The sequence below is a fragment of the Saccharothrix sp. DSM 118769 genome (assembly GCF_052936295.1).
Genome location: NZ_CP193627.1, coordinates 3,775,168 through 3,788,966 on the forward strand (window position 1 = coordinate 3,775,168; position 13,799 = coordinate 3,788,966).

10 protein-coding genes are annotated in these 13,799 nt (G+C 75.6%); all 10 read right to left on the minus strand.

The window, feature by feature from the left end:
• Nucleotides 1-6: 6 nt before the first annotated feature.
• Genes ACRAKJ_RS16535 through ACRAKJ_RS16580 form a run of 10 tightly spaced genes read right to left on the minus strand, consistent with a single transcriptional unit; the run spans nucleotide 7 to nucleotide 13,789 of the window.
• Entirely contained in the window at nucleotides 7-1,302 is a 1,296-nt protein-coding gene (locus tag ACRAKJ_RS16535) for a DUF6519 domain-containing protein (protein WP_438923965.1), read from the minus strand.
• 14 nt (nucleotides 1,303-1,316) lie between these two features.
• Nucleotides 1,317-3,431: a hypothetical protein gene (locus tag ACRAKJ_RS16540; protein WP_438923966.1), complete on the minus strand. Its 2,115-nt coding sequence runs from the start codon at nucleotides 3,429-3,431 to the stop codon at nucleotides 1,317-1,319.
• On the minus strand, nucleotides 3,428-7,270 hold the full coding sequence (locus tag ACRAKJ_RS16545; protein ID WP_438923967.1) for a putative baseplate assembly protein: 3,843 nt from the start codon (nucleotides 7,268-7,270) through the stop codon (nucleotides 3,428-3,430). The genes ACRAKJ_RS16540 and ACRAKJ_RS16545 overlap by 4 nt, the downstream gene beginning before the upstream one ends.
• The gene (locus tag ACRAKJ_RS16550) at nucleotides 7,267-10,491 is read right to left on the minus strand and encodes a putative baseplate assembly protein (RefSeq protein WP_438923968.1); all 3,225 of its coding nucleotides are present in this window, start codon (nucleotides 10,489-10,491) and stop codon (nucleotides 7,267-7,269) included. The genes ACRAKJ_RS16545 and ACRAKJ_RS16550 overlap by 4 nt, the downstream gene beginning before the upstream one ends.
• Nucleotides 10,491-10,859, minus strand: a complete 369-nt coding sequence (locus ACRAKJ_RS16555) for a GPW/gp25 family protein (RefSeq protein ID WP_438923969.1) — start codon at nucleotides 10,857-10,859, stop codon at nucleotides 10,491-10,493. Before ACRAKJ_RS16555 ends, ACRAKJ_RS16550 begins: the two co-directional genes overlap by 1 nt.
• Nucleotides 10,856-11,185: a hypothetical protein gene (locus tag ACRAKJ_RS16560; RefSeq protein ID WP_438923970.1), complete on the minus strand. Its 330-nt coding sequence runs from the start codon at nucleotides 11,183-11,185 to the stop codon at nucleotides 10,856-10,858. The genes ACRAKJ_RS16555 and ACRAKJ_RS16560 overlap by 4 nt, the downstream gene beginning before the upstream one ends.
• A 10-nt stretch (nucleotides 11,186-11,195) precedes the next feature.
• A complete protein-coding gene (locus ACRAKJ_RS16565; RefSeq protein ID WP_438923971.1) occupies nucleotides 11,196-11,705 on the minus strand; it encodes a phage baseplate assembly protein V in 510 nt (169 codons plus the stop codon).
• A gap of 10 nt (nucleotides 11,706-11,715) precedes the next feature.
• The gene (locus tag ACRAKJ_RS16570) at nucleotides 11,716-12,846 is read right to left on the minus strand and encodes a hypothetical protein (protein WP_438923972.1); all 1,131 of its coding nucleotides are present in this window, start codon (nucleotides 12,844-12,846) and stop codon (nucleotides 11,716-11,718) included.
• Nucleotides 12,839-13,171 carry a tail protein X gene (locus ACRAKJ_RS16575; RefSeq protein ID WP_438923973.1) on the minus strand — a complete coding sequence of 111 codons (333 nt, stop codon included), beginning with the start codon at nucleotides 13,169-13,171 and terminating at the stop codon, nucleotides 12,839-12,841. Before ACRAKJ_RS16575 ends, ACRAKJ_RS16570 begins: the two co-directional genes overlap by 8 nt.
• A 15-nt stretch (nucleotides 13,172-13,186) precedes the next feature.
• Complete coding sequence (locus tag ACRAKJ_RS16580) at nucleotides 13,187-13,789, minus strand: hypothetical protein (RefSeq protein WP_438923974.1); 603 nt, start codon at nucleotides 13,787-13,789, stop codon at nucleotides 13,187-13,189.
• Between the last annotated feature and the right edge of the window lie 10 nt (nucleotides 13,790-13,799).

A 13,799-nucleotide genomic window follows, 5' to 3' on the forward strand; every position in this document is an offset into this window, starting at 1 on the left:
GCCGGGTCACCTGCCGCGCACCGGGGCGCCCAGCGGGGGGAACGCGTTGCGCAGGTCCTGGACGGTGCCGCCGTTCACGACGGCCAGGGCGGCGAAGTGGCGGACCACGCCCTGCGGCGGGCGCAGCAGGGGGCGGTCGGAGGAGTCCGCCGGCCACTCCACGTCCCCCGTGAGGGTGCGGGCCGGGATGAGCCAGTGGTCGCCGCGGACCGCCCTGCCGCCCTCGGCGAACCAGACCTGCACGCCGTCCTCCAGGTCCAGCCACTCACCGGTCCGCAGGGGCACGGTGGCGGTCCGCTGGTCCCAGCGGCGCAGGAAGGGGTGCTTCGCGGCGTTCCGCCCGACGTCCGGGGGCAGGTCGCCGTCCACCTCCACCCGCAGGCGCTCGGTGTCCACGTCGGTCACCCGCACCAGGGGGCCGGGCTCGTCGCGCGCCACGTACGCGTCGTCCAGGAGCTCCACCCAGTCGCCCAGGTCGAGGTCGAGCTTGCCGTCCCGGCCGCGGTCGGTGAGGGTGATCGCGCCGTCCCCCACCTCGGCCACGCCGAAGACGACCGAGCCGTTCTCCCTCGACCACTTGAACGCGTCCGGCGTGTGCACCTCCACCCGGTACAGCTGGTTCTCCTCGCCCCGGTACCGGGCGTCCGGCGCGGCCAGGCACGGGTCGTCGTCGGCCCGGGAGGGGCGTTCGGTGCGGGCGGCGAGCAGGGCGGTGGACCGCCAGGCGGCCACCTCCTCCTCGTAGTCGTCCAGCCCGCCCGGCACCGCCAGCACCTGCCACGCCACCTTCAGCCGCGCGGCGGTGTCGAGCAGCGCGGGGCCCAGCGCGGTCTCGCGCACCGCCGGGTCCTGCACGTGGGTGACCAGCCGCTCGACCACCCTGAGGTAGACCACGAACGCCGCGTCCGGCAGCCCGTCGTCCTCGCCCTCCCGGTCGAGGTGGGCGTCCGGCTGGTCCCAGTAGGTCCACGGCCGGGGCGCGGCGGCCTCGTCGTCGCCGACCGCCCTGCCCGCGTCCGGGCGGGTCGCGTCGACCAGGACGCCGTCCACGTAGTAGCGGCCGGGGGAGATGGTCAGGTCCGCCGGGTCGCTCTCGGCGACCCGCGCGACGCCGAAGCCCAGGGCGTCCCGGGGGCCGCCGTGCCGGCCGATCAGGTCGGCGGCGAGCGTGCGCGCGCGGTGCAGGTCGAGCAGGACCTGCTCGTTGGCGTCGGAGTCCAGCTGGAGCCTGCCCTGCTGGGCGAGGACCGCGGAGTACCGCCGCTCGGGCCGGAAGCCCAGTTTCGAGAAGTCGCCGTGCACGGGACACCTCTTCCTCAGGAGACGAAGACGATCGCCGCGGTGGTGCCCGCGGGCAGGAACTCCTCCAGCCGGGCCCGCAGGTTGTCCTCCCGCTGGGGCTGGAACAGGTCGTGGAACGCGCCCAGCTCGGCCCCGTCCTCGGCGCCGCGGGCGATCTCCCGCGGGCACCCGGCGGCGAGCTGGGCGTAGTCGGGCCGGCCGTACCGGGTGCTCGCGAAGCGCGGCCGGTGCCCGGTGTCGCACCGGTACCGCCGGGGCGTGCGCGACCCCGGTGCGACGGAGCAGAAGCGCAGGCACCCGATCCCGCGCCGGGCGACGTGCAGCAGCCCGTGGAAGACGCTGTCCTCGCCGATCCGGACGGCGTGCGCGTGCACCTCGCCGATGACCGTGGTCCGGTGGACGGACAGCACGGCGTGGGCGTGGGAGCACTCGGGGCCGGACAGGGCCTCGCGGTCCCGGCCGGTGGCGTCCAGGACGCTGTCGGACAGGTGGATGCCGATCGGCTCGGTGCGCACCTCGTCGCCCAGCACCAGGATCGTGCCGATGACGCTGCGCTCGACCTCCACGCACACCGCCGGGCTCTCCACCACCAGGCTGGGTTCCTCGGGTCGCACCGGGCCGCAGTCCGGTTCCAGCGTCCACCCGGGCACGAGCGTGCTGTGCCGGATCACCACCCGGCCCACGGGCCCGCTGACGTGCACGCCGCGCCCCGTCACCAGCAGCCCGTCGAGCACCACGCCGGGCGGTCCCGGACGGCCGCGGTCGTCCGGGTCGTGGCGGTCGTCGTCCTCGGTGGCCCGGATGATCAGCGCGTCCGGCCGGTTGCTGTACCAGTCCAGCAGCCGGATCACCGGGCGCGCCCCCTCGGCCGCGCGGACCTCCAGCCGGTCGCCGCGGTCGAGCACGAACTCCAGCTGCTCCTGGAACGCGACGCTGCCGGTGATCTCCAGGACCGCGTCGGCGGGCGCCTCCCCGGCCTCCTTCTCCCGCCGCCAGCGGCGGTAGGCGTCCATGATCCCGGTCTCGTCCCCGTCGGGGCCGATCCGGTACACCCGCGCGCCGGGCCGCTCGGGGCGGTCGCGCGGGTACTCGCCGCCGCCGGTGTCGTCGCTGAACGCGTGGTGGTAGGTCACCCACACGCCGCGCTTGGGCGCGCACCGGGCGCCGAACGCGATCCGCCCCAGCACCGGGTCCACCACCACCTGCCGGCGTCGCGGCCGGTACCGCCACCGGGACAGGTCGGCGACCACGACGTCGACCGGCGGCACCGGCGAGTCCTCGTCGTCGCGGAAGACCTCGAAGCTCTTGCCCGGCCCGTAGTGGTCGGCCAACCGGTCCCGCAGCGCGCGGCGGGTGATGAAGCCCGGCACGTTCTCCGCGGTGGCGAGGTGGGTGGGCGACGGTTCCGGCACCGGCCTGGTCACCAGCGGGGTGTCGTTGCCCAGGATGGAGAACGTGTAGAGGTTGCGCGCCCGGTCGACGCAGTAGGCGGGTGCGCGGGTGACGGAGTGCGGCTCGAGGCGCCAGGCGTGCAGGCCCACGACGGCCGGTGTGCGCGCCCGGCCCGCCGTGCGGGCGACCCCGTCGAACGGCGAACCGAGCTGGTCCAGGTCCGCCCCCCGGCGCAGGTCGGCGGTGCGGCCCGGGGCGGCGAGCTGCCGGGCGTCGGCGAGGTCGGGCCGGTCGGGGTAGAGCCGCACCGGCTGCGAGCCCGCCAGCAGCGGGCCGACCTCCACCGCCCGCGCCGGCCACCCCGCGACCGTCCGGGCGATGTCCTCCAGCAGGGGCAGCGTGCCCTTGCGCCGCCTGCTGGTCACCGTCGCCGCCACGTCCGCGCGCGGGGCGAGTCGGGTCGACAGCAGCCGGGCCGCCGCACCGCCGCCCGCCACGGCCTCCTCGTACCCGCGCAGCGCCCGGTAGCCCACCAGGTCGCCCAGGTAGGGCACCGCCCAGTCCGCGCAGGTCTCGATGAACCAGTCGTCGTAGAGCTGCTCCAGGTCGGTCTCGACCAGGTCCACCTGCTCGGCGATCACCCCGAGCAGCGCCCGCAGCGCCCCGCCGGTCTCGGCGTCGCGCCTGCGGTGGAACTGCGGCAGCAGGTCGAACAGGCGGTCGGGTTCTCGGCTCACGGCCGGGCCTCCTTGAGGATCAGCGTGTCCGGCACGGCGGGGGAGAGCAGGACCAGCTGCGCCGGCCGGACACCGCGGAAGACCACCACCGAGGAGCCGGGTGCCAACAGGTCCCCGGTGGTGATGCCGGGGTTGAGCCGCAGCAGCTCGCGGACCGCGATGCCGTGCTTGGCCGCGACCGCGGTCAGCGTCTCCGGGGCCGGCACGCGGTAGCGGGTCTCGTCGAACACCGCCTTGCGCGCGGGCACCGTCGTGCGCGGCGCGGTCAGCGACGCCACCAGGTCGTCCAGGCCGGCGGGGGTGATGCCGCCCGGCACACCCGCGAACGCGTCCACGTCCACGTGGTCCACGCCCGGCACGGCCTGCGCGATCGCCAGCACCTCCGACAGGTGGGCGGGCTGCCCCAGCTCCCGGTTGCGGAACCCCAGCCGGTCCAGCAGCGCCGCCCGCACCGCGGGCTCGACCACGTCCCACCGGTGGTCCGGGTGCACCCCGATGTCCGCCGCGACGACCAGCAGCACCAGCTCGCGCACCGCCACCCGCACCGGCGGTCCGGCGTCGCCGTGGGCGGCCAGCGCCGCGCGCAGCGTCGTGACGATGTCCGAGTCGTCGTACAGGGCGATGTCGTCCACCCCGGCCACGGTCAGGTGCACGACCTGCCGCGCCCCGTCGGACAGCTGCCGCGCCGAGGCCCGGCCGATGCCCGCCCGCGCCCGCGCGAAGTCCTCGTGGTCGGCCACCGACACCAGCCGGTCGAACGCGGTGACGCCGAGCGGCACCTGGCGGCGCAGCAGGCCCGCGTCGTCGGGGTCCGCCCCGCCGTGCGCGGGCAGCGGGTTGGTCACCCCGGACACGCCCAGCGGCCGGGTCGCGAGCTGGGTGATGCGGTTCGCGCCCACGTTGCCCGCCTCGCCCAGGCCGACGCGGTAGCGCGCCCGGACGTTCTCCACGCCGGTGGGCAACCGCGCGCCGCGCACGCCGTCGCCGAACGCCACCACCAGCGAGCCCGCCTCGCCGGGGCGGGTGGTGTGGACGCGCTCGGTCGGGCCGCGCCCGGCGAAGCTGTCGACCTCGCGCCGGCGCACGCCGTCCACGCGCACCTCCAGCGTGCTCTCCGCGCCGCGCGGGTCGTCCGAGGCCAGCCACGTCAGCGGCCCCTGGCGGAGCAGGAACCGCTGACCCGGCACGCTCGCGTCACCGCTGCCGATCGGCTCGTCCCGGCTCGCGCCGTGCGTCGCGCGCACCACGTTGGCGTTGATCCGCACAGTCTCCCGCCGGTAGGTGTACGCCAGCGGCACGGCCAGGGTGAGGGTGGTGTGCACGCGGTCGCCGGGCACCGCCTCGTCGTGGTCCTGCGTGACGGCCGCGATCATGGCCAGCTCGGTGCCGGGGACGCCGGTCGGCCTGCCCGGGATGTCGGTGCGCTCGCCGGTGACCACCAGCCGGCGGCCCGGCGCCAGCCCCTCGTGCAGGTCGGCCAGCTCGACGACGGCACCGCCCACGTCGTCCGTGATCGGGTCCTCCGCCAGGGTCAGGGGCTCACCGCGCAGGTACACGGTGGTGTCGCGGACGTCGGACAGCCGGGTGTCGCGCGCGTCGAGCCACGGGCGGTCCAGCACCAGCTCGGTCACCTTGCCGCTGATGCCGAAACCCTGCTTGGCGATCGTGCGCACACCGGTGACCCGGGCGGTGACCAGGGCCAGGCCGGGTGCGCCGGGCGTGGCACCCGTCTTGCGCGGTCGCTCCACCACCACCCAGCCGCCGACGCCCACGCCGTCGTACACCGCGTCCAGGGTGAGCACGGTGGCCGGGACGGGCGCCTTGCCGGCGATGGTGACCGACACCGCGGGCAGCGGCCGGTCGGCGGACGCGGGCTTGCGGGTGAGCGTGACCTCGATCAGCCGCTCGGTGCGCGGGTCCCGCCGCTGCCGCCGCTGCTCGTCGTCGGGGGCCAGCCGGACCGGTTCGGCGAGCAGGTCCGGGATCGTGACCGCGACCCGGTCGGCCGCGTCCACCTTGGACAGCGTGATCCGGTGCTCGGGCAGGTGCGCCTCGGTCCGCAGGGTCACCGCGCCGTCGGCGCCGACGGCGTGCGCCACGCGTCCCGGCCCGAAGTCCCGCTCGCCGTCGGTGGTCAGGTCGTCGACGACGTCGCGCCAGGCGTTGGCGTCCAGCTCGAAGACCAGCTCGGCCGACGTCGGCGTGTCCCGGGGGACGGGGTCGGCCGCCGGTCCCGGGTCGGGGTCCGGGTCGGGGTCCGGCTGCTCGGCGGCGTCGTAGAACGCGGTGACCGTGAACCGCTGCGTCGCGTCCAGCTCCCACTCGGCCGGTCTGGCGGGGGAGCCCGCCGGCGGGTTCGGGTTCAGCGGGGCGGTGGCGGCGAACGGCGTGGCCACCTGCCGCATGGCCAGCAGCTCGCGCAGCGCCCGCGGCGCGCTCAGGTCGACCTGCCGCCACGCCGGGTAGAGCGCGTCGGCGAGCCGCCGGTCCAGCGCGGTCAGCAGGCGCGCGGCCAGGTCGGACCCGGACGCGTACAGCTCGCGGACGTCGCGGCGCAGCCGGCCCGCGTTGTCCGGTGAACGGGAGGGCGGGGTGCGCAGGGCGCCCAGCAGCGCGCCCAGGCCCAGCAGCGCCGACCCGGGCTCCCGGTCGGGCGGCGGCGCGCCCGAGCCGTGCTCCCCGGTCGGCCCGTGCTCCCCGGTGGCCCTGCGCGGCCTGCCCAGGCCGAGCGCCTCGTGCAGGCCGGGTTCCTCCGGCTGCGGCGGTTCCAGGCCGCGCGCCTTGTCGTGCTGCTCCACGAGCGCGGCCCGCCGCTCGCCCAGCCAGGCGTGCACGTGCGCGTAGTGCTCGGCCACGGCGCGTGCCTCGTCCAGCCGCGCCAGGTCCGCGGCCAGGCGTTCCGCGTAGTCGGTGGGGGTCGGCAGCTCGCCGGGGTCGTCCGGGTCGCGGCCGAGGTCCTCGCGCAGCGGCCGGAGCACCCCGTCCACGAAGCGCCGGAGGATGACGCTGCGCCGCATCACCTCGTCGGGCTCGGCGAACAGCTCGTCCAGGTACGCCTGGAGGGCGCCGCGCAGCGTGCGCAGGTCCTCCAGCACCAGCGCGGGCTTGCCGATGGCGGTGGTGTCGGACTCGCGGTCCACCACCACGTCGGCCACCACCTCCAGCTCCTGCCGGCCCGCCTCGCTGCCGAACACCCAGAGCAGCCGGTCGCCCGGCTTGACGTTGGTCGTCACGCCCGCGACCCGCACCACCCGCCGCCGCGCCAGGTCCTGCCTGGTCAGCTGGTACGGCCTGCGCGTGCGCACCCGCAGGTCGTTCCAGGAGTGGCGGGCCACCAGGTCCTCCACGCCCTCGAACGCCTGCGGCTCCTCACCGGGACCGGGCACGCTCTGGGCCCGCGACCCGCGCGGGACGTGCGCCTCCGCGTCCCGGCCCGGCGTGGGGTCGGCGTCCACCGCGTAGGCCAGGTAGGTGCCCGCCGCGACGCCGGGCCGCGGCAGGTGCCCCACGAGCCGGCCCAGCAGCGCCAGCGAGCGCTGCTCGGTGGCGGTCCGCAGGTAGCCCTCGCCGGCGATCCGCTCGGTGTAGAAGGTCAGCAGGTCGTTCAGCACCGCCGAGGCGTCCAGCAGCCCGATCGCCGGGTCGTCGGTCGAGCGCACGGTCAGCGCGTTCAGCGCCGGGTAGGCCGGGCTCGCCAGCCGGGCCAGCGCCGTCGCGAGGAACTCGGCGTGCGTGCCGACCCGGCGCGTCAGCGCGGCGTGGCCGGGTGGGGTGTAGACCTCCAGCGGGGTCCGCGCGACCGCAGCCGCCCGGCAGTCACCGCAACCGCAACCGCTCACCGCCCACCTCCCAGCACGATGGTCAACCGGCCGTTCTCCGGGCGGTCGGGGTCGTCGTCCAGCTGGGCCACCTCCAGCGGTCCCAGCCGCAGCACACCGCTGTCCGGCACGCCGGCGTCGCGGCCGAACAGCCGGCGCAGCACCGACACCCGCGCGCTCACCACGCCGGGCACGGCCGCCGCCGCGGCGACCAGCGCGCTCACCCGCACCGGCTCGCCGAACGTCAGCGCGTCCGGGTGGAAGAACCCGCGACCGCCCAGCGCGGCCCGCAGCGCCACCAGCACGTGCCCGCGCTGGTGGCCCTCGGCCGCGCACACCACCAGCTCCACCTCCAGCGGCACCAGCACGGCGGGCCCGACGGTCACCCGGTGCCCGATCCGCCGCACCCGCGCCAGGACCCGTTCCACGGTCCCGATCAGCGCGGCGTCCGCCTCGGCCCGGCCGACCGGGTCCACGGCGACCTGGACCTCCCGGCCCGAGCCGGTCCACCTGCCCCGCGCGGCGGCCCGCCGCACGCCCGGCACGCGCGCCGCCAGCGCCGCGTAGTCGCCCGGCGTGACCGCGCGCAGCAGCTCCCGGCGCAGGGCCAGTGGCGCGAGCTGCCTGACCTCGTCGAGCGTCTCCGGTTCCACGCCGCTCACCGCGGCCAGCGGGTTGCGCACCCGGTCCACCGCGTCGCCCTGGTCGCCGCAGCACAGCACCAGGTGGTTGACCGCCTCGGCGCCGACGTTGCCGGCGGTCCCGTTGCCGACCCGGTAGGACGCCCGCAACCGCGTCCCCGGTCGCGGTTCGGCGCCGTGCCTGCCGTCGCCGAACCGCAGGACCAGCCGCCCGGACTCCTCCACCTCGCCGACGAAGTGCCGGTCGCGGGGTCCGCTGGAGAGCAGGTCCCGCACGGGCGTCCACACCGGCGCGTCGTGCTCCGCCCTGTCGTGTCCGGTCCTGTCGTGCTCGGTCCTGTCGTGCTCGGCCCCGTCCTCGGCGTGCTCGCGCAGCACCACGGCGGGCAGCGCGGCGCGCGGGTCCGCGGTCAGCGCCGACCCGGCCGAGCCGCGCAGCACCGGGTCGTCCGGCGACAGGCCCGCGACGTGCTCCTCGCCCCAGCTCTGCCGCAGCTCCCAGGCGACCCCGGCGTCCAGCACCCCGCCCGCGAGCGCGCGGGTCCGCAGCACGTCCAGCCGGCGCAGCTTGGCGGCCAGCAGGTCGTCCCACCGGCCCAGCAGCTCGCGCAACGCCCGCGCGGGCCGCTCGCCGAGGCGCAGCGCCGCCAGCGTCCGCTGCCCGAACAGCACGGTGAGCGCGTTGACCTGCCCACCGGTCAGCCGCTGACCGGTCGCCGCCCGCCGCCACAGCTCCCGCAGCCACCGCCGCACCCGTCCCGGGATCGCGGCGAGCAGCGCGGCCTGGCCCGCGGCGACGCGCTCCGGTGCCGGGAAGGGCACCCGCTGCGTCACCGGGGCCTCGCCCAGCACCGGCCGGAACCGCCGCCGCACCACCGGGTACACGACCTGCGCCAACAGCGTGCGCACGGCGTGGTGCTGCTCCTCGGCGGTACCGGGCACGACCACCTCGCGCTCGCCGTCCAGGTCCAGCGCGATGCCCGCCCGGTCGGTCGCGGCCACGCCCAGCACGTCCGACAGCCCGCGCACCTGGTCCGGCGTCAGCGGGTCCCGGGCGGCGGTCCGGTCGATCAGGCCGTGCAGCAGCGACACCACCGGGTCCGCCGGGTCGTCACCGCCGCAGCCGCACGCGGGCCGCTCGCACGTCGGCGGCACCACCGGCGCGGGCGGCACGGTGAACTCCTCCACCGGGCCGCCGCAGGCGTCGAGTCGCCGGCCGTGGTCCACCAGCACCGCGTTGCCGCGCGCCACGCTCACGTCCGGGATCGGGCAGCAGTCCTGGCCGCCGCGCGAGGACAGGCGCACCGCGAAGGTCGTCGCGTCCTCGACGTCCCAGGTCACGTGGACCACCGGCTGGTCGTAGAGCTCGTCCACGTCGGGGGTCGCGGTGACCAGCCGCACCGCCTGCCGGTGCGCCGGGTCGGCGTCGGCGGGCGCGCCGCTGTCCGGGCCCAGCACCTCCTCCAGGACCAGCACGTCACCCGGCCGCAGGCGCAGCGCACGCCCCCTCGGCCGGTGCCCGCCGGTCCTCTCCCCGTCTCCGTCGCGGTCGTCGTCGCGGTCTCCCTCGCGGTCGTGGTCGTGGTCGACCCACTCGTCGCGCAGCGTCGCCCCGGTCGTCCCGGCGGGCAGCGCGCACTCCTCCTCGCCCCACGTCCAGAAGCGGATCTCGTCGTGCGCCGGCCACAGCCGCAGGTCACCGGGGTCGACCGGCTCGAACAGCTCCCACACCGCGCCCGGCGGCAGGTCGGTGACGACGTCCTCGCCGACCACCGTGCCGAGCTCCGGGCGGTGCAACGGGTCCACGTCGCTCAGGTCCAGCGCCAGGAAGCGGAAGTCGCCCGCGGTCAGCACCGCCTCGCGGCACGCCTCCAGCACCACGAACGTGCGGGCGTTGCACCCGTCGTGCATCGCGTAGTCCACCAGCCGGGTGTGCCGGCGGACCGACGTGCGGCGGCGCGCGGTGTCCAGGTACGCCTCGGTCGCGATCGCGTCCTGCTGGTACGACAACCGGTCGCCGACGTACGCCAGCAGCTCCACGGCGGTCACCCCGAGGTCCGGGGCGTGCCGCTCGACCCAGCGCGGCACGGTCAGCGCCATCCGGGCCAGCAGCAGCCCGCGCAGCGACGCGTAGTCCCGCGCCGTGTAGTCGATGACCGGGCGCGCACCGGCCCGCGGGGGCGGCGCGGGGTCCGGCGCGCAGTCCTGGTCGGTCGGGCACATCCGCCGGAAGTCGAAGTCGGCGCCCGCGTAGCGCGGGTCGAAGCGGCGGTACGGGGTGGTGCCGGGGAACCCGTGCTCGTCCGGCTCCACCACCGACAGCCGGTAGGTCGAGCTGTCGCCGACCCGGTCGACGCCGACCAGCAGCCGGTCGTCCAGCTCCGGGTCCTCCTCGTCCACCAGCTCGACCGAGGTCGCGACGATGCCGCGGACCCGCCGCCCGCCGTCGACGCGGATGTTCTCCGCGCCCAGCCCGCGCGGGGCCCGGCCGATGAACGTGACGGTGAGGGTGCGCCCGTCGTCGGAGACCTCCACGGCGTCCACGCCGTTGCGGTGCCGGGCGCGCACCCGCTCCCGCCTGCCACCGGTGCTGCCGGTCATCACGCGGCCCCCCTCTCGAACGTGTCGGCGCGCCGCGTGCCGGTGGGGCGGACGACGTAGACGAGGTCCACGCGCAGCGTGCTGTCCTCGCTGACCACCTCCAGCGACTCGACGTCGATCACGTCGCCGAGCCAGCGCTGCAACCCGGCCTGCACCGACACCCGCAGCGCGGCGGCGAACTCCGGGCTGTTGGGCGCGAAGACCAGGTCGAGCAGGCCGCAGCCGAAGTCCGGCAGCATCACCCGCTCCCCGGGACTGGTGAACAGCAGCTGCTCGACCATGTCGCGGACGTGCTCGTCGTAGCCCCGGTCCGCGGTGCGCCCGCGCCCGTCCACCCGGAACGGGAAGGCGATGTCGGTGCGGTTCACCGGCCCACCGCCCGCTGCTGGACCACGACGACGTTGGGCGGTCCCTGAGGGACCTGCTCGGCGCTCTGGCACAGCCCGACCGAGCCCTGGAGGATCGCGGGCTGCCCGTCCAGGGTGATCCGCCCCGACGGGGCGACCCACCGGACCGCGGTGCAGGGCTGGGGTTTGCCCGGGGTGAACGAACACCCCACGACGGTGTGCACGTCGGCGAGCGTGGCCACCGGCTGACCGCCGACCAGCACCCGCGAGCGCGCGGGCAGCAGCGTGGCCTGCCCGCCGTGCGGGCACGTCACGGTCGCGTTGACGTGCAACAGGTTTCCCGACATCGTTCCCCCTTCAGGTGACGGCGAGTGCTCCCTGGTTGATGGAGACGGTCGGCCCGACGAGCGAGATGGACGCGCCCTGGCCGTTGCTGATGACGATCCCGCCGTCGTTGACGGTGATCGTCGCCCCGCCCGCGGTCCTCAGCGTGATGCCGACACCGGGCACGTCGGACAGCACGATCGAGTGCTGCCCCGTGGTCTGCAGGACCGTGTTGGGCGAGGTCGGCAGCCCCGTGTTGGCCGCCGCCGGGAGTTCGGCCGCGCTGCCGTACCAGCAGCCCGTCCAGATCGGGAAGTCCTTGTCGCCCTGCTCGAACTCGACCCACACCCCGGCGCCGACCGGCGGCACGGCGTAGTGGCCCATCCGCGGCCCGGCGACCGGCAGGCACGGCAGCGCGAAGGTCGACGGCGACGTGCCGTACACGTCCGGCACCAGCGCCTGGATGCGTCCCCGGCGCTCCGGGTCCACGTTGTTGGACACGGTGCCGCGGTACTTGCCGAGGTACCTGGTCGGTTCGGTCATCTGCTCCCCTTCACGGCCGCACCAGCGGGGTCAGCGAGATCAGCCCTTCCCGGGCCAGGGTGAAGTTCTGCGTGTAGCTGCCGCGCTGGAGGTTGTGCGTGACGCTCTTGACGTAGTAGAGGCCGTCGTAGGCGATGCCCGCGCCGCGCACGCCGACCAGCTCGCGCGCCCGCAGCACGTGCCCGTAGCGCACGACGTCCAGCTGCCCGGACCCGGACACCGCGTCGGCCGACTCGGCGGCCTTGGCCAGCGCCTCCGCCAACGCCTGCGGCGCGTCCTTCTTCGCGGTGTCCTTGATGACGGTCTTCTTCAGCGCGGGCGCGGGTTTGAGCGCCATGCGCGGGCGCAGCACGCTCACCTCCGGGACCGGCAGCGGCAGGGAGATCTTCGTGGTGGGGATGTGCACGCTCACCTCGGGCTGCTCCCGGGCGGTGCCGTCGAAGCTGAACGTCAACTGGTCCACCGTGGACGACGCGTCGGAGTTCACGGTCAGCGCGGGCTGCGGCACCCCCAGCCGCACCTCCGGCCCCCAGTAGGCCCGGCTGACGCCCGGCACCGGACCCGGGTCGAGGTAGAAGACGTACCCGTTGGCCTTGGCGATCTCGTCGAGGTAGGCGAGGTCCGTGCCCTTCTGCGACGGCACCTGCTCGGTCGGCGCCTTCACCTGCGGGAAGATCTCCGGCACCACCACCGGCACGATCCCGTGGGTCGCGTACTCCCCGATGACCACGGCCGCGCGCGCGGCGGGGGAGGTGGCCGGGAACTGCCGGTTCTCCCTCTCCTGGAGGTCCATCAGCACGGTCAGGTCCTCGCCGGTGACCGTCAGCGTCGACTGGCCGGGCTCGTTGCTGATGCCCACCTCCTGTCGGATGCACACCCCGTCCATGATCACGTTCGGCACGCCGCGCACGGTGACCACGAGGATCACCCGCGTCTCCGGGTCGAAGAACCCGGCGGGCAGCAGCGCGTTGCGCAGGACGCCCATCTTCGACAGGTCGAACGCCAGCTGGAACCCGCTGCGCTGGCCCGCCGAGACGGTCACCTGCGCGGACAGCAGCGCGTCGGTGACCTCCCGCGGCACGGGCACCGGGATGCGCGGGCCCATCAGCAGGGTCAGGTGGACGGGGGCGAGGTCAGGCATTGGGCATCGTGATCCTGAGCAGTCGTCCGGGCTCGGTCAGGTCGTCCGGGTCGACCACCGGGTTGGCGTCCGCGATCCGCCACCAGGCCTGGGCGTCCCCGTAGTAGCGGTGGGCGAGCAGGTCGACGCGGTCGCCGGCGGTCACCTCGTGCTCGCTGACCGCCGTGCCGGCGTCCGGCGGGAGCAGCCTGCGGGTCAGGTGGGGAACGGCCTCCCCGTCCGGCATGACGTGCACGGCCGCGGGCACCCCGTGGTACCGACTGCCGCGCGGGTACGACGTGGGCGAAGGAACGGCGGCGGCCATCGCGTCCGCGGGGTTGGTCATGGTCGTCTCCCGTTCCTAGATGCTCCGGAGCCCCAGCGTTTCGAGCCGTCCCGGTGTCGAGGCCCCGGCGAACCGCTCCTTCTGCGACAGGTAGGCCAGGTAGAGGTCCGCGCCCCGGTGCCCGGCCGGCAGGTCGTTGACCGAGAGGACCCGCAACCCGATGCTCACCGTCGCCCGGTAGGGGTTGAGGGCGGCGTCGAAGGCTTCCTCGGTGATGGTCAGCTCGGTCAGGCGGACGGGCATGACCCGCTTGGCGCCCCAGACGAACAGGGTGAGGGGCATCTCGACGGGCGTGATCTCCAACGTGCCCAGGCTCGCGAGCCGGAGGTTGGTGGTGATCTGGGTGGTGGTCGGGTGGACGAGCATCTCGAGCGTGGCGAGCTGCGGGTGGATGCCGAACTCGCCGGGCAGGTCGGGCTGGTCGGAGGCGTCGATCTCGGCCGTGAACCGCCAACTCTCGATGGCCGGGCCCTTGAGGCGCAGGGCTTCGGTCCGGTCACCCTGCTCGGCCCCGGAGGCCTGGGGCGCGAGGCTGCGTTCGAGCGTGTCGGGGTTGAACTGCATCACGATGACGCGGCGCGTGCCCTGGTCGGGGTCGATGACGATGCCTGCGCGCACCGGTTTGGGT